This is a genomic window from Xanthomarina sp. (genome assembly GCF_035306605.1).
Taxonomy (GTDB): Bacteria; Bacteroidota; Bacteroidia; order Flavobacteriales; family Flavobacteriaceae; genus Xanthomarina.
This window is the reverse complement of the sequence record NZ_DATGNR010000004.1, coordinates 45,197-64,257: the sequence shown is the minus strand read 5'-3', so window position 1 is coordinate 64,257 and position 19,061 is coordinate 45,197. Positions and strand designations below refer to the sequence as shown.

Annotated in this window: 23 protein-coding genes; 7 read left to right on the top strand and 16 right to left on the bottom strand. The window is 35.6% G+C overall.

Annotation, left to right across the window (positions count from 1 at the left end):
* Nucleotides 1–48: 48 nt before the first annotated feature.
* Both VKY41_RS00585 and VKY41_RS00580 read left to right on the top strand, forming a co-directional pair.
* Nucleotides 49–402, top strand: a complete 354-nt coding sequence (locus tag VKY41_RS00585; protein ID WP_500812489.1) for an arsenate reductase family protein — start codon at nucleotides 49–51, stop codon at nucleotides 400–402.
* Complete coding sequence (locus VKY41_RS00580) at nucleotides 395–1,279, top strand: DMT family transporter (protein WP_500812488.1); 885 nt, start codon at nucleotides 395–397, stop codon at nucleotides 1,277–1,279. Before VKY41_RS00585 ends, VKY41_RS00580 begins: the two co-directional genes overlap by 8 nt.
* Nucleotide 1,280: 1 nt before the next feature.
* Here the strand turns inward: VKY41_RS00580 and VKY41_RS00575 are convergent, their stop codons facing one another.
* Entirely contained in the window at nucleotides 1,281–1,763 is a 483-nt protein-coding gene (locus tag VKY41_RS00575) for an acyl-CoA thioesterase (RefSeq protein ID WP_500812487.1), read from the bottom strand.
* A 112-nt stretch (nucleotides 1,764–1,875) separates the two neighbouring features.
* On the opposite strand from VKY41_RS00575, the gene VKY41_RS00570 reads away from it, so the two are divergent.
* Genes VKY41_RS00570 through nadD form a run of 3 tightly spaced genes read left to right on the top strand, consistent with a single transcriptional unit; the run spans nucleotide 1,876 to nucleotide 3,958 of the window.
* Nucleotides 1,876–2,733, top strand: a complete 858-nt coding sequence (locus VKY41_RS00570) for a YicC/YloC family endoribonuclease (protein ID WP_500812486.1) — start codon at nucleotides 1,876–1,878, stop codon at nucleotides 2,731–2,733.
* Nucleotides 2,734–2,783: 50 nt separating this feature from the next.
* Nucleotides 2,784–3,377 (top strand): guanylate kinase, encoded by a 594-nt coding sequence (gene gmk / locus VKY41_RS00565; protein ID WP_500812485.1) that lies wholly within the window; start codon nucleotides 2,784–2,786, stop codon nucleotides 3,375–3,377.
* A gap of 2 nt (nucleotides 3,378–3,379) precedes the next feature.
* On the top strand, nucleotides 3,380–3,958 hold the full coding sequence (gene nadD, locus VKY41_RS00560) for a nicotinate (nicotinamide) nucleotide adenylyltransferase (protein WP_500812484.1): 579 nt from the start codon (nucleotides 3,380–3,382) through the stop codon (nucleotides 3,956–3,958).
* Between the two features lie 34 nt (nucleotides 3,959–3,992).
* On the opposite strand, the gene VKY41_RS00555 is transcribed toward nadD, so the two are convergent.
* The 10 genes from VKY41_RS00555 to VKY41_RS00510 are packed head-to-tail and all read right to left on the bottom strand — an operon-like array spanning nucleotide 3,993 to nucleotide 11,955.
* Nucleotides 3,993–4,862 carry a cupin-like domain-containing protein gene (locus VKY41_RS00555; protein ID WP_500812483.1) on the bottom strand — a complete coding sequence of 290 codons (870 nt, stop codon included), beginning with the start codon at nucleotides 4,860–4,862 and terminating at the stop codon, nucleotides 3,993–3,995.
* Between the two features lie 32 nt (nucleotides 4,863–4,894).
* Nucleotides 4,895–5,989: a biotin synthase BioB gene (gene bioB / locus VKY41_RS00550; RefSeq protein WP_500812482.1), complete on the bottom strand. Its 1,095-nt coding sequence runs from the start codon at nucleotides 5,987–5,989 to the stop codon at nucleotides 4,895–4,897.
* Between the two features lie 32 nt (nucleotides 5,990–6,021).
* On the bottom strand, nucleotides 6,022–6,975 hold the full coding sequence (locus tag VKY41_RS00545; RefSeq protein ID WP_500812481.1) for an alpha/beta fold hydrolase: 954 nt from the start codon (nucleotides 6,973–6,975) through the stop codon (nucleotides 6,022–6,024).
* A gap of 28 nt (nucleotides 6,976–7,003) precedes the next feature.
* The gene (locus VKY41_RS00540) at nucleotides 7,004–8,128 is read right to left on the bottom strand and encodes a beta-ketoacyl synthase N-terminal-like domain-containing protein (protein WP_500812480.1); all 1,125 of its coding nucleotides are present in this window, start codon (nucleotides 8,126–8,128) and stop codon (nucleotides 7,004–7,006) included.
* A gap of 39 nt (nucleotides 8,129–8,167) precedes the next feature.
* Nucleotides 8,168–9,433, bottom strand: a complete 1,266-nt coding sequence (gene bioA, locus VKY41_RS00535) for an adenosylmethionine--8-amino-7-oxononanoate transaminase (protein ID WP_500812479.1) — start codon at nucleotides 9,431–9,433, stop codon at nucleotides 8,168–8,170.
* The gene (bioD, locus tag VKY41_RS00530) at nucleotides 9,430–10,038 is read right to left on the bottom strand and encodes a dethiobiotin synthase (RefSeq protein WP_500812478.1); all 609 of its coding nucleotides are present in this window, start codon (nucleotides 10,036–10,038) and stop codon (nucleotides 9,430–9,432) included. The genes bioA and bioD overlap by 4 nt, the downstream gene beginning before the upstream one ends.
* On the bottom strand, nucleotides 10,035–10,448 hold the full coding sequence (locus tag VKY41_RS00525) for a putative signal transducing protein (protein WP_500812477.1): 414 nt from the start codon (nucleotides 10,446–10,448) through the stop codon (nucleotides 10,035–10,037). The genes bioD and VKY41_RS00525 overlap by 4 nt, the downstream gene beginning before the upstream one ends.
* Nucleotides 10,445–11,596 (bottom strand): aminotransferase class I/II-fold pyridoxal phosphate-dependent enzyme, encoded by a 1,152-nt coding sequence (locus VKY41_RS00520; RefSeq protein WP_500812476.1) that lies wholly within the window; start codon nucleotides 11,594–11,596, stop codon nucleotides 10,445–10,447. The genes VKY41_RS00525 and VKY41_RS00520 overlap by 4 nt, the downstream gene beginning before the upstream one ends.
* Nucleotides 11,580–11,813 (bottom strand): hypothetical protein, encoded by a 234-nt coding sequence (locus tag VKY41_RS00515; RefSeq protein ID WP_500812475.1) that lies wholly within the window; start codon nucleotides 11,811–11,813, stop codon nucleotides 11,580–11,582. The genes VKY41_RS00520 and VKY41_RS00515 overlap by 17 nt, the downstream gene beginning before the upstream one ends.
* Nucleotides 11,803–11,955 (bottom strand): hypothetical protein, encoded by a 153-nt coding sequence (locus VKY41_RS00510; RefSeq protein WP_500812474.1) that lies wholly within the window; start codon nucleotides 11,953–11,955, stop codon nucleotides 11,803–11,805. The genes VKY41_RS00515 and VKY41_RS00510 overlap by 11 nt, the downstream gene beginning before the upstream one ends.
* Before the next feature lie 250 nt (nucleotides 11,956–12,205).
* On the opposite strand from VKY41_RS00510, the gene VKY41_RS00505 reads away from it, so the two are divergent.
* Nucleotides 12,206–13,993, top strand: a complete 1,788-nt coding sequence (locus VKY41_RS00505; protein WP_500812473.1) for a M61 family metallopeptidase — start codon at nucleotides 12,206–12,208, stop codon at nucleotides 13,991–13,993.
* Between the two features lie 133 nt (nucleotides 13,994–14,126).
* Here the strand turns inward: VKY41_RS00505 and VKY41_RS00500 are convergent, their stop codons facing one another.
* From VKY41_RS00500 to VKY41_RS00490, 3 genes are all read right to left on the bottom strand, one after another.
* Nucleotides 14,127–14,624, bottom strand: coding sequence for a DUF6646 family protein (locus VKY41_RS00500; protein ID WP_500812472.1), 498 nt, complete (start codon nucleotides 14,622–14,624; stop codon nucleotides 14,127–14,129).
* Nucleotides 14,625–14,765: 141 nt separating this feature from the next.
* Nucleotides 14,766–15,263, bottom strand: a complete 498-nt coding sequence (gene lysM, locus VKY41_RS00495) for a peptidoglycan-binding protein LysM (RefSeq protein WP_500812471.1) — start codon at nucleotides 15,261–15,263, stop codon at nucleotides 14,766–14,768.
* A gap of 152 nt (nucleotides 15,264–15,415) precedes the next feature.
* Complete coding sequence (locus tag VKY41_RS00490; protein ID WP_500812470.1) at nucleotides 15,416–16,357, bottom strand: nicotinic acid mononucleotide adenyltransferase; 942 nt, start codon at nucleotides 16,355–16,357, stop codon at nucleotides 15,416–15,418.
* A gap of 131 nt (nucleotides 16,358–16,488) precedes the next feature.
* On the opposite strand from VKY41_RS00490, the gene VKY41_RS00485 reads away from it, so the two are divergent.
* Nucleotides 16,489–17,490, top strand: a complete 1,002-nt coding sequence (locus VKY41_RS00485; protein ID WP_500812469.1) for an NAD(P)H-dependent glycerol-3-phosphate dehydrogenase — start codon at nucleotides 16,489–16,491, stop codon at nucleotides 17,488–17,490.
* Between the two features lie 52 nt (nucleotides 17,491–17,542).
* On the opposite strand, the gene VKY41_RS00480 is transcribed toward VKY41_RS00485, so the two are convergent.
* A complete protein-coding gene (locus tag VKY41_RS00480) occupies nucleotides 17,543–18,508 on the bottom strand; it encodes a tRNA dihydrouridine synthase (protein WP_500812468.1) in 966 nt (321 codons plus the stop codon).
* A 147-nt stretch (nucleotides 18,509–18,655) separates the two neighbouring features.
* Nucleotides 18,656–19,051, bottom strand: coding sequence for a hypothetical protein (locus tag VKY41_RS00475; protein ID WP_500812467.1), 396 nt, complete (start codon nucleotides 19,049–19,051; stop codon nucleotides 18,656–18,658).
* Nucleotides 19,052–19,061: the final 10 nt, after the last annotated feature.

Sequence of the window (19,061 nt, the reverse complement as noted above, 5' to 3'; positions counted from 1 at the left end):
ATGATTTCCGTTTTAGCCTTTAGGCATAGCGGTTTATAGAAAATGACTATGAAAAAAGTTTATTATTTAAAGACCTGCAGTACGTGTACACGAATTTTAAAAGCGTGGGATTTACCATCTGACTTTTTTTTACAAGACATCAAGAGTGAAGAAATTACTGTAAAACAATTAGAGGAGATGAAGGCGCTAGCAGGCTCGTACGAGGCCCTTTTTAGTAAACGCGCTAAGCTTTACAAAGAGATGGATTTAAAAAATCAGGACTTAACAGAATCTGATTACAAGCGTTATTTACTAGAACATTACACGTTTTTAAGTCGTCCCGTTCTCCTTTTCAACCATCGCATATTTATTGGTAATTCTAAAAAAGTAGTCCAAGAAGCCAAAGAAGCCCTACATGGATAAAACTCGGATTCTTGCTTTAATTGCTGTAACCCTCGTCCATGTTATTTATGGGCTTACTTTTACTTTTGCGAACGACGTTCTTGCTGAAGGCTATATCAAACCCTATGGTTTTCTATTAGTCCGGGTTGTAGGGGCCGCCATTTTATTTTGGATTTTTAGTTTGTTTACGGTTAAAGAACCTATTGCAGCGAAAGATTATATTACCATCTTTTTTGCCGCTGTTTTCGGACTCGGGTTAAACTTTCTAACGTTTTTTAAAGGATTAGAGTTTACAACCCCTATTCATGCCTCCGTAATTATGACTGTCGTGCCCATTGTAGTTTTACTATTGTCGGCATTTTTCTTAAAGGAACGAGTTACTGGACTTAAAATAATAGGTATTTCGCTAGGTCTATCAGGAGCTATTGTCCTTTCTGTTTATGGAAAATCTCCCCATCCAACAGATCAGATTCCTTTAGGAAATCTTTTAATTTTTATAAATGCCGTTTCGTACAGTATTTATATTATCATTATTAAAAATTTAACCAACAAATACCATCCATTTACCTTTATTAGATGGTTATTTTTATTCGGAGCACTCTTGGTTATTCCGTTCGGTTACAACGAATTTTCACAGATAGCGTGGGCAACTTTCCCTCCTTATATTTTATTTTCTGTTCTGTTTGTAGTTGTAGGAGCCACTTTCGGAACCTATCTTTTAAACCCTTTAGCTTTAAGACATTTAAAAGCCTCAACCGTCAGCACTTTTTTATACATTCAACCTGTAATTGCCAGTGTTTTCGCTCTTTTTATGGGAAGCGACACCATAGACTTAGTAAAAGTTATAGCGGCCGTTTTAATATTTGCTGGGGTTTATTTAGTTACTAAAAAAAACTAAGTTATCCCCTAGTCAGATGCACCGGTTTCTTTCCAGCAGCCCTAGTATCTTCCTTGGTTAATGTTTTAAAATCTTTGGTTTTAGGAAAGTTATCTTCTATAGCCAATAGCTCTTCTGGAAGTCCAATTAACTTTCTTGTTGTTAAATCCATCCAAGCACCAAGCATTTCACAATGTGCAATATTTTCACCTTTATGGTTGTAAAAATTATGATCAAATTTAAAAAACATTCCATCCTCACTCAAACCTGAGACTTCCAAGCTTACTTTTATTGGTTGTCCCATAAATGCTTCCTTGAAATAATACATGTGTTCATAAAACACTACAGGCCCTAAATTATGGTCTGCTAAGGTTTTCATTCCAAAGCCGTTTTCAATTAAAAATGCCATTCTAGTATGGCTCATAAAGTTGGTATATGCGCTATTTGCGAGATGTCTATTCGCATCTACATCACTCCATCTAATCTCAAATTCTTTTGTGTACATGTTTTAAAATTTAAAGGACAAATTTACAATATTTTACTATGCATGCATAATAAAAATACTATTTTCTAAGCCCTTAGTTTTTCCTACCTTTGTACAACTTTAAAAACGAGATATGATTCACTCCATGACCGGTTATGGCAAATCCATTTTGCAATTACCAACAAAGAAAATTTCCATTGAAATAAAATCGCTTAACAGTAAAAATCTCGATTTGAATGCTAGAATGCCTTCAATTTACAGAGAGAAAGAATTGTCGTTAAGAAAACTTATTGGCACCGAACTGGAGCGTGGGAAGATAGATTTCTCTTTGTATGTTGAAATGACCGGTGAAGAAAGCACCACCCAATTAAACAAAACCGTTATAAGGCAATACATGAAGCAATTAAAAGAAATTGTTGATGGCGACGAAACGGAATTGTTAAAGATGGCTGTACGTTTTCCGGATACCCTAAACACCGAGCGTGATGACATTGATGAAGATGAGTGGGCAGCTATTTTAGAAGAAGTAAAAGTAGCCTTAAAAAACATTCAAATCTACCGACTGGACGAAGGAAAGGTCCTTGAAGCCGATTTCAGGATGCGATTAAACAATATTGAAGCTTTATTAGAGCAGGTTATTTCCATGGATCCTGAGCGCATTGCGGGAGTGCGAGAACGTTTGCGCAAAGGTGTTGAAGAATTAAAAGAGAAAGTAGACGAAAATCGGTTTGAGCAAGAATTGGTTTACTACATTGAAAAGTTTGATATTACCGAAGAAAAGGTACGTTTAAAAAACCATTTAGACTATTTCCACTCGGCCTTGAACTCGGCAGATTCCAACGGAAAAAAACTCGGTTTTATTGCCCAAGAACTAGGAAGAGAAATTAACACCATAGGCTCTAAAAGCAACTATGCAGCTATGCAGCAGTTAGTGGTTCAAATGAAAGACGAATTAGAAAAAATTAAGGAACAGCTTTTGAATGTGCTTTAATCGGTATTTCGAATTCATCGTTCAACGTTCAATAAATTAAAACCATATTTGTGACAGACAAAAAGCCACACCAAGGAAAACTCATCGTATTTTCAGCTCCATCCGGTTCCGGGAAAACGACTATAGTAAGACACCTATTAAACCTAGAAGAATTAAATTTAGAGTTCTCTATTTCTGCTACTTCCAGAGAAAAAAGAGGCACAGAAATCCACGGAAAAGATTATTATTTTTTATCGGCCTCGGAATTTAAACAGAAAATAAAAAACGATGAATTTTTAGAGTGGGAAGAAGTTTATCGCGATAATTTTTATGGTACTTTAAAAACGGAAGTGGAACGTATTTGGGCTCAAGGTAAGCATGTTATTTTCGATATCGATGTTTCTGGTGGCTTACGCATAAAACGAAAATTTCCGACTGAAACCTTAGCTGTATTTGTAAAACCACCAAGTATAGACGAGCTTAAAATAAGGTTAAAAAAGCGCAAAACAGAAAGTGACGACAAAATAAACATGCGTATTGCCAAAGCCTCAGCAGAGCTTGCTACAGCGCCTTTATTTGACGTAATTATAGAAAATGACAACCTAGAAAACGCCCTTACAGAAGCCGAGAACTTAGTAGGTAACTTTGTAAATAAACCCCTTTAAAAATGAAAATTGGACTGTTTTTTGGGTCTTTCAACCCCATTCATATTGGGCATCTTATAATTGCCAATCATTTGGTGGAACACAGCGATTTGGAAAAAATCTGGTTTGTAATTACCCCTCACAGTCCGTTTAAAAAGAAAAGCACCCTTTTAGACAATTACCAGCGTTTGGAGATGGTTTATCTCGCCACAGAACCCTACGAATCTTTAAGTCCGAGTGACATAGAATTCAACCTACCTCAACCTAATTATACGATAAACACTTTAGTTTATTTAGAGGAAAAATATCCTAAGCATGAATTCAGTTTAATTATGGGAGAGGATAATTTAAAGAGTTTCCATAAGTGGAAAAATTATGAGCTGATATTAGAAAGACATGATATTTACACTTATCCACGACTATCAGAAGGCGCTGTGGACACTCAATTTAAAGGACATGAAAAAATACATCATGTCAAGGCTCCCATCATGGAGCTTTCCTCTACTTTTATAAGAACATGTATTAAAGAAGGTAAAAACGTCCAACCTATGTTACCTCCAAAAGTTTGGGACTATTTGGATGATATGAATTTTTACCGATAAACGGATTTGCAATGTACACTCCAGATTTTATTCCTTAAGAACTGCTATGTTTAGAGGTTCTCAGCAAGGCCTGTTCGTTTTTCCAATCGATCCATTTTTGCCCTCTTAGCCGCCTCATGGCATTATCAAAATTCCTCATGATAAACAGGTTATAAATAGCTTTTCCTAGATTCTTGGGATTTCTAGGAATGGCTCGCAGACTCATAGAAAACCCCGTGGTTTTATATTTCATATAGTGCCAATAACCTTCAGGCATATATAGCGTTTCACCGTGGTTAAGCAGGGTTTTAAAGCCCTTTGCATGTTTTAAGGCCGGCCATTTTTCAAAATCGGGATTGGAAAAATCAATATCCTCACGCGTAATTAAGGCATGTGGTACTTTATACAAGTATTTATTTTGTTTTTGGTCGAAAAGGATTACCTCTTTTTCTCCTGAAAAGTGCACATGAAAAATATTCGCTAAATCAATATCATAATGCATAAAGGTGTAAGAGTCCTCACCTCCAAAAAACAACATAGGTAGTTTTTTCAAGAGTTTTAAGCCAAAATCCGGGTATTTAAAATCGTTTTGGAGTTCTGGGACTTCTTTTAAAATATTCCAGAGAAAAATGCGATATTTTGTAGGTTCACTTTTAAGTAAATCAACATATTCCCCCAGGGTCATTTTTGCATGAGGTTGATTAAATCCGTCTCGATGAGACACTGGTCTATCGTCGTAAAGCGCCACCACTTTATCTCCTGCTAACTCTTTAAAATAATCTAGACTCCATTTATTAAACGCAGGCCAATCCCCAATAAACTGCTCTATAACCACAGGTTTCTGTGGTTTAAAGTAGTGTTTTATAAAATCATCTTTAGTGATAGATTTAACACGTGGAATTTCCTGTAAATTTAATTTAGACATCTACATTTCAGGAGGTTAAAAAAGTTCCAAAACTATTTTAAGGCTTTCGCTTTTTCTTTAGCTGCCTCGTTACGCTCAATTTTATGGTCTGGTCTTGTCCATCTTGGTTTTTCACCTAAAGCTTGATATTCAGATTCTGCTGCTTCCACTGTTTTAGGTTGTACTTTTTTAGTGAATGGTTTTTGAGGTTTCATTCCTAAAAGTTCAAACATTCTCATATCGTCATTCACATCTGGATTTGGAGTTGTTAACAACTTATCTCCAGCAAAAATAGAATTCGCGCCGGCAAAAAAGCACATGGCTTGCCCTTCACGACTCATTTGTGTTCTTCCCGCACTTAAACGTACTTGGGTTTCTGGCATTACGATTCTTGTTGTTGCCACCATACGAATCATGTCCCAAATTTCGACAGGTTTTTCATCTTCTAATGGCGTTCCTTCCACAGCCACTAGGGCATTAATTGGTGTTGATTCTGGCTGAGGATCTAAGGTTGATAACGCCACTAACATTCCAGCTCTATCCTCTACACTTTCTCCCATACCAATAATTCCTCCGGAGCACACTGTTACATTGGTTTTACGCACATTGCTAATGGTATCTAACCTGTCTTGATAGCCACGAGTTGAAATGACTTCTTTATAATATTCTTCTGAAGAATCTAAATTGTGATTGTACGCATAAAGTCCAGCCTCAGCTAAACGTTTTGCTTGGTTTTCAGTAACCATTCCTAAGGTACAGCACACTTCCATATCAAGTTTATTAATGGTTCTAACCATTTCTAAAACTTGGTCAAACTCTTCACCATCCTTTACATTTCTCCAAGCTGCTCCCATACAAACACGAGAACTTCCTGATTCTTTAGCACGTAAGGCTTGAGCTTTTACCTGATTTACAGTCATTAAATCGTTCCCTTCTACGTTGGTGTGGTAACGAGCGGCTTGAGGACAGTAACCACAGTCTTCAGAGCAACCACCTGTTTTTATTGAAAGTAAGGTAGACACCTGAACCACATTAGGGTCATGATGTAAGCGATGGATTGTTGCTGCTTCATAAAGCAACTCCATCATAGGCTTGTTGTAAATCTCTAAAATTTCTTCTTTCGTCCAGTTATGTCTTATTTCACTCATGGTTTTGGTTTCAAGTTTGGATCAAAAATAACTTATTTTATGTTGAAAAAGGTTTCAAAAAGCCCATAAAATTTTTCAGGCTCTTCTAAATATGGATTATGAGCACTTTGTTCAAACATTTCAAACTGAGCTTGAGGCATGAACGTTTTATACTGCACCGCAAATTCAGGTGTAGAAACCCCATCGTATCTGCCTGCAATAATTAAGGTTTTGGCTTTTACATCCTTTAGTTTCTGTCTATAATCTTGGTATATCATACTTCCAGCCACATGAAAATCGCCATCAGGACCAATTATTTGCACATAAACATCGTTAGCCCATCCTCTATGTTTTTCTTTAGGTACGTTTTGTTTTAAGCTGGTGTTGTGGTAATAAATATACTTTGTTGGGAAATTCCCATAAACTGATTTTAGTGGTTCCTGACTAGACACATAGCCTAAAGCACGAAGAGAATCGACTTGTTTCCATTTTTCAGGAAAATGTGTTTTTGCATAATGGTTGTAGCTATCGCAATTGGCTTGCCACATAACTCCAGAATGAAACCCATTAATCAGTACCATTTTGTCTACATTATTCGGGTATTTTATGGCATAAGCTTGAGCCGGAACCGTTCCGTAGGAATGCCCAACTAAGGCTATTTTGTCATAATTTAAACGCACTCGAAGTTTCTCGATAAGCTCTACATCATTTTCTACTGAATATTCTGAAACATCCTTTGCGTCATCACTTTTTCCTCTCCCTAAGAAGTCGAAAAAAACAACTGTATTGCTTTTATAATACTGCCCGAAATTTCCCTGCATGTAATCGTGTGAATTTCCAGGTCCTCCAGGTAAAAAGAAAATTGGATCTCCGGTTCCAAGAACTTCAACATTTATTTTATAACCATCTATCTCATAGAATTTAGATTCAAATTTCTTAAAGATGTTGGGATCAACTTGCGAAAAACTCAAGATTGGCAAGATAAAAAGTAATAATACTATTCTCATTATATCGGTTTTTAGACAGTAAATATAGTTATTTCGTTAATAGGATAGAAACCGCATTCCCGCCAAATCCAACTGCATTAACTAAAATATATTTTATGTTTTTTGGAACGTCTTGTTTTAAATAAGGAACAGGAATAAATTCATGATGCATCAACATTAAAACTGCCATTTCTATATTTAGCATGCCACTTGCACCGAGGCTATGACCTAACTTCCATTTGTTCGTGGTTAAGGCTGGTTGTTTTTCCGTAAACAGGCTTTTTATAGCTTTTACTTCTGACATATCGCCTTTGATTGTTCCTGGTGTATGCGTTACTATCACATCCACCTCATTTGGACTTAAACTTCCTAGAGCCATTTTCATAGAACGCTGAAAACAAACGGCATCTGTAGACAAAGAGGCGTTGTGTTCTAAAATTTCGGTAGCATAACCCACCCCAACTATTTTGGCTATGGCCTTTGGTTGGTTGCCTTTTTCTAAACAAGCCATGGAGGCTGCTTCGCCTAGAATCATGGTGTTTTTCTTTTTATCTAAATTTAAAGCTGCACAGGGGTAAGCTTCTTCGCTTCTTTCAGATGGGCAATAAATTTTGATTGCCTGCATTTGAGCTATGGTAAAAGGAGTAAGGGGCGCTTCACTTCCACCCACTAGAAATTTATTACACATCCCCGAATTTAACCACGCTATCCCATTTAGCAATGCATGTAGTGCCGTTGAGCAGGTAATTGAATGAGAAATCTCTGGTCCCTGGGTTTGTAAATCGTGCGCTACCCAAGACGAAATATTTCCAAGTGTTGTGGTTGGCGAACTTAAAGGGTTTAGTTTGGAGTTATTTAAAAAATCTTCGTGATGCTTTTCAAAAAGTGAAGTTGCACCACGCGAGGAACCAATATTGACCCCAAAATTATCACTCGCTTTCCATCCTGCTTGTTCCATAGTCTGCCTTGACGCATAAATAGCGAACAATACAGAATCGTCTAAGGCTTTATATTTTGTATCCGAAGCCCTTAGTTTTTCAATTTCCTTTTTGGCTTCTTTCGGGATTTCAGCAACTAGGTTGTTGTTTTTAGAAAAATAGTGTTGATCATTTTTATAAGCTTTCCAAGATTCATCTGGGGTTGTACCCAAAGGAGAAAGACTTGATAAGCTCATAATTGAAATAGATGGAATCACAAATATGTTTTTTCAAAATTAAACTATTGCTAAGGCTTCTTCAATGGTTTGATAGACTTTTTCTAGTTCTTTATCAGAAATCACGTAAGGTGCCTGAATATAAATCGTGCTTCCTAAAGGGCGAAGAAAAACTCCTTTATCCATAAAAAACTGAAACAATTTGTTTCTTAGATTTCCATAACGCGACATTTCCGTATTTAAATCTAAGGCGAAAATAATTCCTGTTTGCCTTGTGGATTTCACTTTAGGATGGTTTTTGATACGTAAATTAAACGACTCATGCGAGGCTTTAACACGTTGAATGTGGTTTTGAATTTCTTCAGTTTGCAACAGTTCAACTCCGGCTATAGCTGCCGTACACGCTAAAGGGTTGGCAGAATAAGTATGTCCGTGAAACAGGCCTTTTCCAATATCATCGCTATAAAAAGCATCGTAAATTTCTTGCGAACAAGAGGTGATTGCCATAGGTAACAAACCACCTGTTAAGGCTTTGCTCAGACACATAATATCCGGTTTGGTTTGCATAAAATCTGATGCGAAATAGCTTCCGGTTTTCCCGAAACCTGTCATTACCTCATCCGCAACCGTTACGATGTTATGCTGTTTGCAAAATTTCAAAATAAGTTCCAAGCCTTCAGCCCCGTACATTTTCATGGCAGCTGCCCCTTGAACCAAAGGTTCGTAAACAAAACCGGCTACTTGATGGGTTTCAACTATTTCTTTTAATGTGTTTAAAATAACTTGGTGGTTGCTTCCGTTTGGAGTTGGAATACGCTTAACATCTAAAAAGAACTCTTCAAATGGGCCGTTGTAAACCGAAAGACTCGATACACTCATGGCTCCAAAAGTATCCCCATGAAAACCATCTTCAAAAGCGATTAAGGTAGTGCGTTTTTCTCCTTGATTGAAGTGATATTGCAAGGCCATTTTTATACCAATTTCAACGGAGGTTGAGCCGTTATCGCTAAAAAACAACTTGTTCTGATTTTTAGGAAGGATTTGTATTAACGCTTCCGATAATTTAACTGCTGGTTCGTGGGTAAATCCGCTAAAAACTACCTGATCGAGATGCTGCATTTGGTGGGCAACACGACTGGTAATATATTCATTACAATGTCCGTACATACAGGTGTACCAAGACGCAATGGCATCAATATATTCTTTCCCATCCTCGTCTGTTAATATGCAACCTTTTGCTTTTGTTATCGCAATAGCTTCAGGATGTAATTTATGTTGGGTTAAAGGATGCCACAGGTGTTTTTTATCTCTTTCTTTTAATTTCATAACTTATCTTTAAACAGTTCAGCATATTCTAAAATCACATTTTTATCAAAATATGGTTCTTCGTCAATTCTGCCGATAACTGGTACTTTCGTCATTTTTACAATTATATCTTCTGAGGTTTTATTCTCTTCGCCACTAAAAATAATAGCAACATTAAAGCCTTTAGCTTTCAATAAATTCACCGTTAGCAGCGTATGATTGATGCTTCCTAAATAATGTCTAGAAACAACAATAACCTGATATTCCGGTTTAATTATATCTAAAATAGTTTGGGTATGGTTTATTGGAACCAACACACCCCCTGCCCCTTCAATTACTAAATGATTTTTAGTTTGAGGCTGTTTAATTTCTTCCAAATTTATAGTAAGCTCTTCAATTTCGGCTGCTGCATGAGGGCTCATAGGAGTTTTTAAAGCAAAACTGTTTGGATGAAATTTAGACCTGCTGTTAGAAATTAGCCTTTCCACTTTATGACTATCGCTATTCTCTAATTCTCCGGCTTGAATGGGTTTCCAATAATCTGCTTGAAGCGCTTCTACTAAAATAGCTGAAGCTACGGTTTTTCCCACTTCTGTGGAAATTCCCGTTACAAAGTATGTTTTCATTTTAAATCGAATTCGGTTTGGCAAGCTTCACATCGATACTTGTGTCTCGTATAAAATGGAAGCGATGAAAATAAGACCCCAAAAATAAACCATAATAATGATTTGGCATCTTTAATAGTGGAAAAGAGTTCGATTTTCTCGCTATTGCAATTGGGACAGTTTACAGAATTCCCTTCATCATCTACAGAATACTTTCTAATAGATTTCAAAATTTCTATAGCTGCCTCACTTTGATGCGAATACACTTTTAACTTTACGCCACCAATGGCATTACTGATTAAAGGATCGGTATCGATGGTTAAATTATCTGAGAGAAACACTTCAATGCCATCTGCTTCTAAACGTCCTTTTATAATTTGTGCTTCTGAAGAATACTGAAATCTAGCAATTGTTTTAAATGTATCTATCATATTTCTATTAGTGTAGCCAATATTTCTAATGCCGTTTTTATTTCTTTTTCAGAATTAAAACTATGCAAACAAAAACGCAGACGTTCTTCGCCTTCTGGCACTGTTGGAGAAAGGATGGGTTTTACATCAAATCCTTTTTTAAAAAGCTGATTGGAGACAGCTTTTACATTTTCGTTCCCTTGAATGATACAACATTGAATAGAAGAATTGCTTTCAATAAAGTTATCCCTTAAATTATTATTCACAAGCTCCCTTTTAAAAAAGTCTATATTTTTAAACAGTTTCGAAATTTCGTGCGTTTTTTCCAATTCAATATACACGGCTTTCAAGGTCATTAAGGTATGTGGAGGAAGGGCGGTGGTATAAATAAAAGAACGTGAGAAATTTATTAAATATTGAGTAAGCTCATTACTTCCTAAAACCGCTGCTCCATGGCTACCTAAAGCTTTTCCAAAGGTAATTATTCTAGCAAACACCTGGTTTTCTAGTTCAAGTTCTTGGAGCAAACCAGCACCGTTTTTTCCAAAAACGCCAACAGCATGCGCTTCGTCGACAATTAAATAGGCTTGGTACTTTTTACTTAAATTTACTAAGGAAATGAGGTCGGGCGAATTTCCATCCATAGAAAAGACGGATTCTGTAACTATGTAAATTTCGGAATTCTGAGCCTTCGCCATATATTTCTCTAGAAGCAGCTGTAAGCTCTCCAGATCGTTATGTCGGAATTTGAAGGCTTTTGCACGACTCATAACAATGCCATCACGTATGGAGGCATGAATGTACTCATCGTATAAGATGATATCATCTCGTTGCGGTACCGAGGCGAAAAACCCCAAATTGGCATTATACCCAGAATTGAATATTAAAGCAGACTCCGAATTATGAAACTGGCACAACATAGCCTCTACTTTCTGGTATAAATTATAATTTCCAGATAACAAACGTGAACCCGTTGACCCGTTTCTGGTGAAATTTTTAGATTCCAAATAATAATGGGTCATGTCGAAAATCTCTTTTGATCTAGAAAAACCTAAATAATCGTTAGACGAAAAATCTATTAAATCATTTTGTGTCCCCAATCCGCGTAACATGTCTTGGGCTTTACGCTGATTAATTTTTTCTTGAAGTTTTTTAGGTATTTTGTTCATTTAATTTCCTTCTCCATTCGTTTTTATCAATCCATTTATTGTTATTTGGAACTGTGGCATCCAATAAATCTATATTCAGTTTTTCCGACATATGAAAGCCTATTCTAAATGCATCCATATAATTATCCCTTTCATAAAGCTCAATACGTTTTACTCTATCATACCACAGGTTTACTTCAAACATGTAAACTCCATTGGTTTTTGGTCTAAGAAACATATTCAGGATCTTTAATTTGTTGCCACTTTCCTATTTTTATTGGCCCCACCTCATAAGATGCTTTAATTTTCGAGTTTTTTAAATCAACATAAACTCTTTTATGAGAGCAAAGACCTGTACTAATAGCAATTAATAATGCCACTGTTTTTATATTTGAACTTAATATTCTAGCTTCTTGGTTGGTGTAATCGGTTGTTTGGATTACAACAATGATATAAGCTAAGGTTAAGGTAAAAATTAAAGCGGCTACTACTAATTGCCAATAAGGTCTATTACTTTCTTAAATAATAATATTTTCGTTATTCACATATCAAATATAACCAATCAGTTTTACTTCTATAAATAATGAAACATTTAAAAACATCGTATCTTAGTCATTTAAATTTATATCCATGCAAAAAACACAATTATCCCTTTTAGTTTTTCTTTTTTCCATGCTTGTACATGCTCAAGTATCTTCAAATTATCTTATTTCATTTGAAAATGCTGTCCATCATGAAGCTCATATTCAAGCCACTTTTAAAGATTTAAGCGCCCAAACGGTTGAACTTAGAATTGCACGGTCATCACCTGGACGATATGCTCTTCACGAGTTTGCTAAAAACATTTATAACGTACACGCTACCGATAGCAAAGGACAGGTTTTAGAGGTAACTAGACCCAACCCTTACGCTTGGCACGTTTCTGGACATGACGGAACGATTCATGTTAGTTATACCCTATTCGCGAACCATGGCGATGGCACCTACGCGCAAGTAGATGAAACCCATGCACACTTAAACATTCCGGCTACTTTTATGTATGTTCCTGAGTTATCTGAAAAGGAAATTGAAGTCACTTTTAATGTTCGTGAAGATTTAAATTGGAAAGTAGCTACCCAGTTAAAACATATTAAAGACCATACTTATTACGCTAAGGACTTCCAGTATTTTATGGATAGTCCAACAGAAATTGCCGATTTCAGAACGCGTTCCTTTCAACTTGATGGGCAGACCATCAAATTGATTCTACACGACGATGCGGCTTCAGATGCTGATTTGGACCGGTATTTTGAGGACGTGAAAAGCATTGCTATTCAGCAAAAAGCTGTTTTTGGAGAATTACCTACATTCGATTATGGCGAATATACCTTTCTGGCTTGTTATATGCCAAATGCTAGCGGTGATGGTATGGAGCACAGAAATTCGACTTATGTAACTAGCTCTCGTAGTTTAGCTCATGGCGGAGTAGAACAAAATATTGGAACCGTTTCCCATGAGTTTTTTCATATTTGGAATGTAGAGCGAATTCGTCCTAAAAGTTTAGAGCCTTTTAGATTTGAAGCAGCTAATATGAGTGGAGAATTATGGTTTGCTGAAGGATTTACAAGTTATTACGACGATTTAACCATGTGTCGTGCTGGTATTACTTCGCAAGAAAATTACCTTACAGGATTAACAAGAACCTTTAATTATGTTTGGAATTCTCCTGGTCGCGATTATTTCAATCCGATAGAAATGAGTTACCATGCACCTTTTGTAGATGCCGCCAAATCGGTAGATGAAACCAATAGAGAGAACACTTTTATTTCTTACTATTCTTATGGGAGCATGTTAGGATTAGCCTTGGATTTATCGTTAAGAGAAAAAGGCTTGAATTTAGATGATTTTATGGCTTTAGTTTGGCAAAAATATGGCAAAACTGAAATTGGCTATACGGTTGCGAACCTACATGAAACTTTAAACACATACGCTGGAAAGGAATTCGGGGACCAGTTCTTTAACACATATATTTATAAAAGTGGCATGCCCGATTTCAAGCATTTATTTGAAACCGTTGGTGTTCATTTAAGTCAAGACAAACTTCAAGTAACTCTAGGGGTTTATGTGAGATATGGGAAATTAGTTAGTAACCCACTTAACAACTCAACAGCTTATATGGCAGGACTTCAGAAGGGTGATAAACTTTTAAAAATTGGAGGCACAGAACTTACTGAAGGAACTGATTTAAATGTTTTGCTAAACAGTTATCAAGTAAACGATCAAGTTGAAGTTACTTTTGAGCGCTTTGGAAAAACTAAAACTACTACTTTAACACTTCAAGCAGACCCTGCTTATGGTATTAATTTAATGGAAGTTAACAAAACGTCGTTGAATAAAAAACTTAAAACCCAAAGAGAGCATTGGTTGGGTAAAAAGTAATTAAATAGTTAGATTTTTCGACTGTTCTTAAAAATAACAGTAGAACATAAAAAACGCCTTAGCATTCTAATTTTGAAGCTAAGGCGTTTTTATTCGTTTACTTTTAAGAGTCGCTCTTAGTAGCTGTAGTGTTTTAATTTAAATTAAAAACAGCTCCAACATTCACTGTTAACTGATTGTTGATTTTATGAGCATTCGATTTGTCGTCGTTATCATATTTTGCGAAAGGGAAGGCTGCTTCAGTAAACAGACCAAATCCTTTTGAGAAGAAATATCTAGCACCAACATGTCCACCAAAATTCTTCATACTGAAGTTAATACCTGGATATAAATCGAAGTTTTCATCAATATTTAAAACGTTACCAATATTGGCATTGAAACGCGCTTTAACATCGAAACGATCATAAAATTCAGCATCTGTATTACTAGCAACACCTATGGCGTAAGATGAAACCGCTCCTACAGAGAAGTTTTCTCCCAAGCCATAATCGAAACTCATGTACAATCCCGTAGCACGTTCTTGAATACTCGTTCCAATTTGCATTTTAGTATCTCCACTTCCTGTAAAAACCTGTGCGTTTACTAAGTAACCTGTAAGCAGGCAAGCAATTAACATTATATTTTTCATCATTTGTATATTTATTTTTTGTTTTTAAATGAAGCCACAAATATAAACTTAAGTTTTTAAAGTCATTCCATCTAAAGTTAATATTAAGGTCAAAAAAAACGTCAACTTTAAAAGCTGACGTTTGTCCATATGTTTTATAAACCTCTAGTCTAAAGCAGGTATACGCAAAACTTGCCCTGGATAAATTAAATCTGGATCCTTAAGCATTGGTTTATTTGCTTCAAAAATTACTGGATATTTCATGGCGTTACCATAGAATTTTTTTGCGATTTTTCCTAAAGTGTCTCCACTTACTACTGTATGAAACTGAGCTTCTGGTTCTGGGTTTTCAACGGTCATTTGATCGTCGACCGAAGCAATTCCATTAGAGTTTCCAACTACTAAAATCACTTTTTCTTTTGTAGCCTGATCGTAAGCTGCACCAGAAATAGTTGCTTTATCATCTTCAATATGAATCTCTAAGTTTTCAACTTGAAGTTGTAAATCGTTAACCGTTTCCTTTAGGTTATTAGCTGCTGCTTTTTCGGCATTCAATTTTGCTGTAGCAGCATCTGCTGCTTTATCTGCCGCTTCTTCGGCTGCTGTTTTACCAATTCCAAAAACTTTCGCTCCTGCATCTTTAATAAATGAAAATAATCCCATAATTTAATTTTTTAAGTGTTTTTTTAATAATTATATAAAGTTCAATAATTTCTTTTAAAATTCCTATTTATTCAGAGATTAAACTGATTAAAAAAATAGAAACTGCTTGTTGCTTTTATCCAACAAACAGTCCTATTATTAACTAATTCAAACTATACTCTTGTGTTTTCTCTAGGATTTTCTTTTCTTTCGCTTTTGAATTTACGCATTTTACGAGCTTCTATTTGTTTTCCTTCAGCCGTAGTTCTTAAAAACTGAATATAACCTCTACCAGTAAATTCGTATGTAGTTCCTGAGGCTGTATGGAACAATCTTATTCTTCCATCATTAATAACACTTAGCTCAAAAAACTCGTTTCCATAGTAATCGTAATTCAAGCTTAATGTTTTTAAATACATGTTTCCAGGAATGTTGTTAACCCCATAAATACCTGTGTAATCCCAGTAAATATTATCTGGATTATTGATTCCATAATCTTGAGAACTTCTAAATTCAGAATCATTCCCACCCGCTAAGAATTGTAAATAGTTCTCGTTATCAAACTCGTTAATAGTTCCTGATTGGCTGGTATAGGTTTTTTCCCAAGCTTTATATTCCTGTAAGAAGTAATGAATGTTGTCGTAAAACACAAAGTCGTAATCGAAATTAGCTCGTTGATATCCTTTTAAAAAGTAAGAGGTATCACTATGTGGGTTGTACAATTCAATGGTATTGTTGTTTATTTGATACACATCAAAAGTTACAAAACCATCAAGTACATGATACACATCCAAGATGTTACTATAAGCATCATAATCTCCTACAGGAATTCCAAACCCATTACCTTGGCTACCAAAACCAACTAAGTTATTGTTAGCGTAAAGTGTTCCATTTCTATAAGATAAGGTAAATGCCATTTGTAAGAATGGAATTTCTCCGTAGCCAATAGTTTGATTAATATCAACATACCACAACTCGTAAGAGTTTAACAGTTGATTTAACGAAATAGAAGGCTGTGGATTGTAATTGTTTATATACACATCGTCTTCTGTATAACAAGATGTAAATAGTGTTGCAATTAATGCAAATCCTAAAAGTAGTTTTAACGTTTTCATAAGCCTTCAATTTAAAGTTACTATGTAATTGAATTCAAAACACGTGCCAAAAATTCCTAGGGTTTTGTTTTAAAGGAGTTAAAAGATTTAATTTTTATGTATTTTTGAATCTTGTAAATTTGAGAAGATATATGGAAAAACCATTAAAATACGCCGTTTTTGGTTCTGGAAGTTGGGCAACAGCCATTGTAAAAATGCTGTGCGAAAATTTAGATGAAGTAGGTTGGTATATGCGAAGTGTGTACACCAAAGAACATTTACTTAAAGAACAACACAATCCGAGTTATTTAAGTTCGGTTGAATTTAATATAAAACAGCTTAAATTAAGTAACGATATTAACGACATGGTAGCCTATGCTGATGTGTTAATATTTGTTATCCCATCGGCTTTTATGTACTCTGAATTGGAAAAAATTACAGAAGATGTTTCCAAAAAAACCATTGTATCTGCGGTAAAAGGAATAATTCCTGAATCGGGCTTACTGGTAGGCGAGCATTTTCATGATATTTATAAAGTTCCTTTTACAAATATTGCTGTTATAGCTGGGCCTTGTCATGCGGAAGAAGTTGCACTCGAGCGTTTATCTTATTTAACCATTTCGTGTGCTGATGCTAAAAAAGCACAGGACATAGCCGATAAATTTTCAAGCAACTACATAAAAACCAAGATTAGTGATGATGTTATTGGTACTGAATATGCCGTAATGTTAAAGAATATTTATGCTATTGCTGCAGGTATTGCACATGGTTTGGGTTATGGCGATAATTTCCAAAGCGTGTTAATGAGCAACGCCATTCGAGAAATGAAGCGTTTTATTAAGAAAACCCATAAAATGAAACGCAACATTAATAACTCGGCCTATTTAGGCGATTTATTAGTAACAGGGTACTCCCTTTTTTCGAGAAACAGAATGTTTGGAAACATGATTGGTAAGGGCTACACGGTTAAATCTGCTCAAATGGAAATGAGCATGATAGCCGAAGGTTATTACGCTACAAAAAGCGCCTTTTTAATCAATGAAAAAGCCAAAAAGAAGACTCGTATTCCTATAATTAGTGCAGTATACGCTGTTTTATATGAAGATAAAGATCCTAAGACGACGTTTAAAAAGTTAGCCGATAAGTTAGATTAATCACGCGTGCTTTAATTTTTTTTTGGAAAAAAGAGCATACTTGGGGCTTGATTTAGAACGCGCCTTTAAATTTCATTTCTGTTTTTATTATTTGATCCACTGCCTGCCTATATTTTACAGGGTTTGTTGCCTTTTTTATGGCTTTATAGGTCTTATGTGGGTTGGACGTAGATTGAGCAAAGAATTCCCAAAAGCCTAGCATTTTCATTTTTATAGGCGTTGGCCCGGACAAATACGCATCGTATTGTTGGTAGATGGTATCATGAAATTCAGAAAAAATAGCCCATCGGTTTTCAGGATATTCCGTGGTGTTATTTTTTATCATACTGGGTAAAAAAGGATCGGCAATTAAGCCACGACCAATCATAAAATGATCGATACTTGGAAATCGTTTTTTAATAGCTTTAAAAGCAGAAACACTTGTAATATCGCCGTTGTAATACAACTTATGTTTGGTGTTACTAATACACGCTTCAAATGCCTCTAAATTGACTGGTCCTTTATAAAGCTGTTTTCCAATTCTTGCATGAATAGCAATATTTTTTAGCGGGTACTGATCTAAAATAGGAAAGGCATCAAGAATTTCTTCAGCATTTTCGTATCCCATCCTCATTTTCATAGACACCAAAATATCCGTTTCACTATGCGCTCGTTGTAGCACTTCGTTAATTCTTGAAGGTTGGCAAATTAAACCAGACCCCATTCCTGATTTAGTCACCATAGGATATGGGCAACCTAGGTTCCAGTTCAATTCCTTATAGCCTAAACTTTGTACGTATTTGGCAACAAATATAAACTCGTCTGGATCGTTAGTAATTACTTGGGGAATTACCTCTATGGTGGCGTTGTTTTCTGGCAATAAATCGGTTTGATAAGATTGCTTGATTTTCAGCTTTCCATTTAGTCGAATATAAGGTGCGTAAAAGGTATCAATTCCGCCAAAGTAGTGATTGAAGGCATTACGAAATCTAAAATCTGTAAAACCCTGTAAAGGTGATGAAAGTAATGTAAAAGCCATCTTGTTATTTAGTTGCGCAAAGATAGGTTAATTGATTGATGGTTTTTATTTATGCTAATAAAATCAATTATATAAGACTAAAAATTAACCTATTTTGGCTCATGGCTCTACATGTTTGCCATATTCCCAACCGGGGCAGCACAGGGACTACTTGACCAAAACACCTCTAGCATCCATTAAAGGAAGCGGCTGTAAGGCCTTAAGGTTAATGGTGTTCTTTCTGAACAGATACGTTTTATCGTACATGGTGTTCCCTTCAAAATAAGACACTTTAAAGGTGTTGTTTAAAGCGAAAAGATCCTCCTGCAAAAGCTCTATTTTCGCATAGCTTTTTGCAGGAAGTCTTTCAATTTTTTTTCTAAAAACAGCTGTTTTTTTATCTTCAGAATAGCCACTCGATACAATTAGAACCATCTCTAAATCGACGTCCTTATCGTTAATAATATACGCATTCCAATCTTGGGTTTTATAAATTTCGTTGTATTCGTTAACAATTGCTAAATACACATTTTCAACCTTTGGAATTTGAATGTCTTTTTTCATATTATAATCC

What these genes read in the sequence shown, in the direction of transcription:
- VKY41_RS00500 (WP_500812472.1), bottom strand. Translation starts at nt 14,624, where the DNA reads ATGATGAAAAATATAATGTTAATTGCTTGCCTGCTTACAGGTTACTTA.
- lysM (WP_500812471.1), bottom strand. Translation starts at nt 15,263, where the DNA reads ATGGGATTATTTTCATTTATTAAAGATGCAGGAGCGAAAGTTTTTGGA.
- VKY41_RS00540 (WP_500812480.1), bottom strand. Translation starts at nt 8,128, where the DNA reads ATGAGCTTATCAAGTCTTTCTCCTTTGGGTACAACCCCAGATGAATCT.
- VKY41_RS00520 (WP_500812476.1), bottom strand. Translation starts at nt 11,596, where the DNA reads ATGAACAAAATACCTAAAAAACTTCAAGAAAAAATTAATCAGCGTAAA.
- VKY41_RS00580 (WP_500812488.1), top strand. Translation starts at nt 395, where the DNA reads ATGGATAAAACTCGGATTCTTGCTTTAATTGCTGTAACCCTCGTCCAT.
- VKY41_RS00575 (WP_500812487.1), bottom strand. Translation starts at nt 1,763, where the DNA reads ATGTACACAAAAGAATTTGAGATTAGATGGAGTGATGTAGATGCGAAT.
- VKY41_RS00545 (WP_500812481.1), bottom strand. Translation starts at nt 6,975, where the DNA reads ATGAGAATAGTATTATTACTTTTTATCTTGCCAATCTTGAGTTTTTCG.
- VKY41_RS00585 (WP_500812489.1), top strand. Translation starts at nt 49, where the DNA reads ATGAAAAAAGTTTATTATTTAAAGACCTGCAGTACGTGTACACGAATT.
- VKY41_RS00515 (WP_500812475.1), bottom strand. Translation starts at nt 11,813, where the DNA reads ATGTTTCTTAGACCAAAAACCAATGGAGTTTACATGTTTGAAGTAAAC.
- VKY41_RS00480 (WP_500812468.1), bottom strand. Translation starts at nt 18,508, where the DNA reads ATGGCTTTTACATTACTTTCATCACCTTTACAGGGTTTTACAGATTTT.
- bioB (WP_500812482.1), bottom strand. Translation starts at nt 5,989, where the DNA reads ATGAGTGAAATAAGACATAACTGGACGAAAGAAGAAATTTTAGAGATT.
- VKY41_RS00485 (WP_500812469.1), top strand. Translation starts at nt 16,489, where the DNA reads ATGGAAAAACCATTAAAATACGCCGTTTTTGGTTCTGGAAGTTGGGCA.
- VKY41_RS00490 (WP_500812470.1), bottom strand. Translation starts at nt 16,357, where the DNA reads ATGAAAACGTTAAAACTACTTTTAGGATTTGCATTAATTGCAACACTA.
- bioA (WP_500812479.1), bottom strand. Translation starts at nt 9,433, where the DNA reads ATGAAATTAAAAGAAAGAGATAAAAAACACCTGTGGCATCCTTTAACC.
- VKY41_RS00505 (WP_500812473.1), top strand. Translation starts at nt 12,206, where the DNA reads ATGCAAAAAACACAATTATCCCTTTTAGTTTTTCTTTTTTCCATGCTT.
- VKY41_RS00475 (WP_500812467.1), bottom strand. Translation starts at nt 19,051, where the DNA reads ATGAAAAAAGACATTCAAATTCCAAAGGTTGAAAATGTGTATTTAGCA.
- VKY41_RS00570 (WP_500812486.1), top strand. Translation starts at nt 1,876, where the DNA reads ATGATTCACTCCATGACCGGTTATGGCAAATCCATTTTGCAATTACCA.
- nadD (WP_500812484.1), top strand. Translation starts at nt 3,380, where the DNA reads ATGAAAATTGGACTGTTTTTTGGGTCTTTCAACCCCATTCATATTGGG.
- VKY41_RS00525 (WP_500812477.1), bottom strand. Translation starts at nt 10,448, where the DNA reads ATGATAGATACATTTAAAACAATTGCTAGATTTCAGTATTCTTCAGAA.
- VKY41_RS00555 (WP_500812483.1), bottom strand. Translation starts at nt 4,862, where the DNA reads ATGTCTAAATTAAATTTACAGGAAATTCCACGTGTTAAATCTATCACT.
- bioD (WP_500812478.1), bottom strand. Translation starts at nt 10,038, where the DNA reads ATGAAAACATACTTTGTAACGGGAATTTCCACAGAAGTGGGAAAAACC.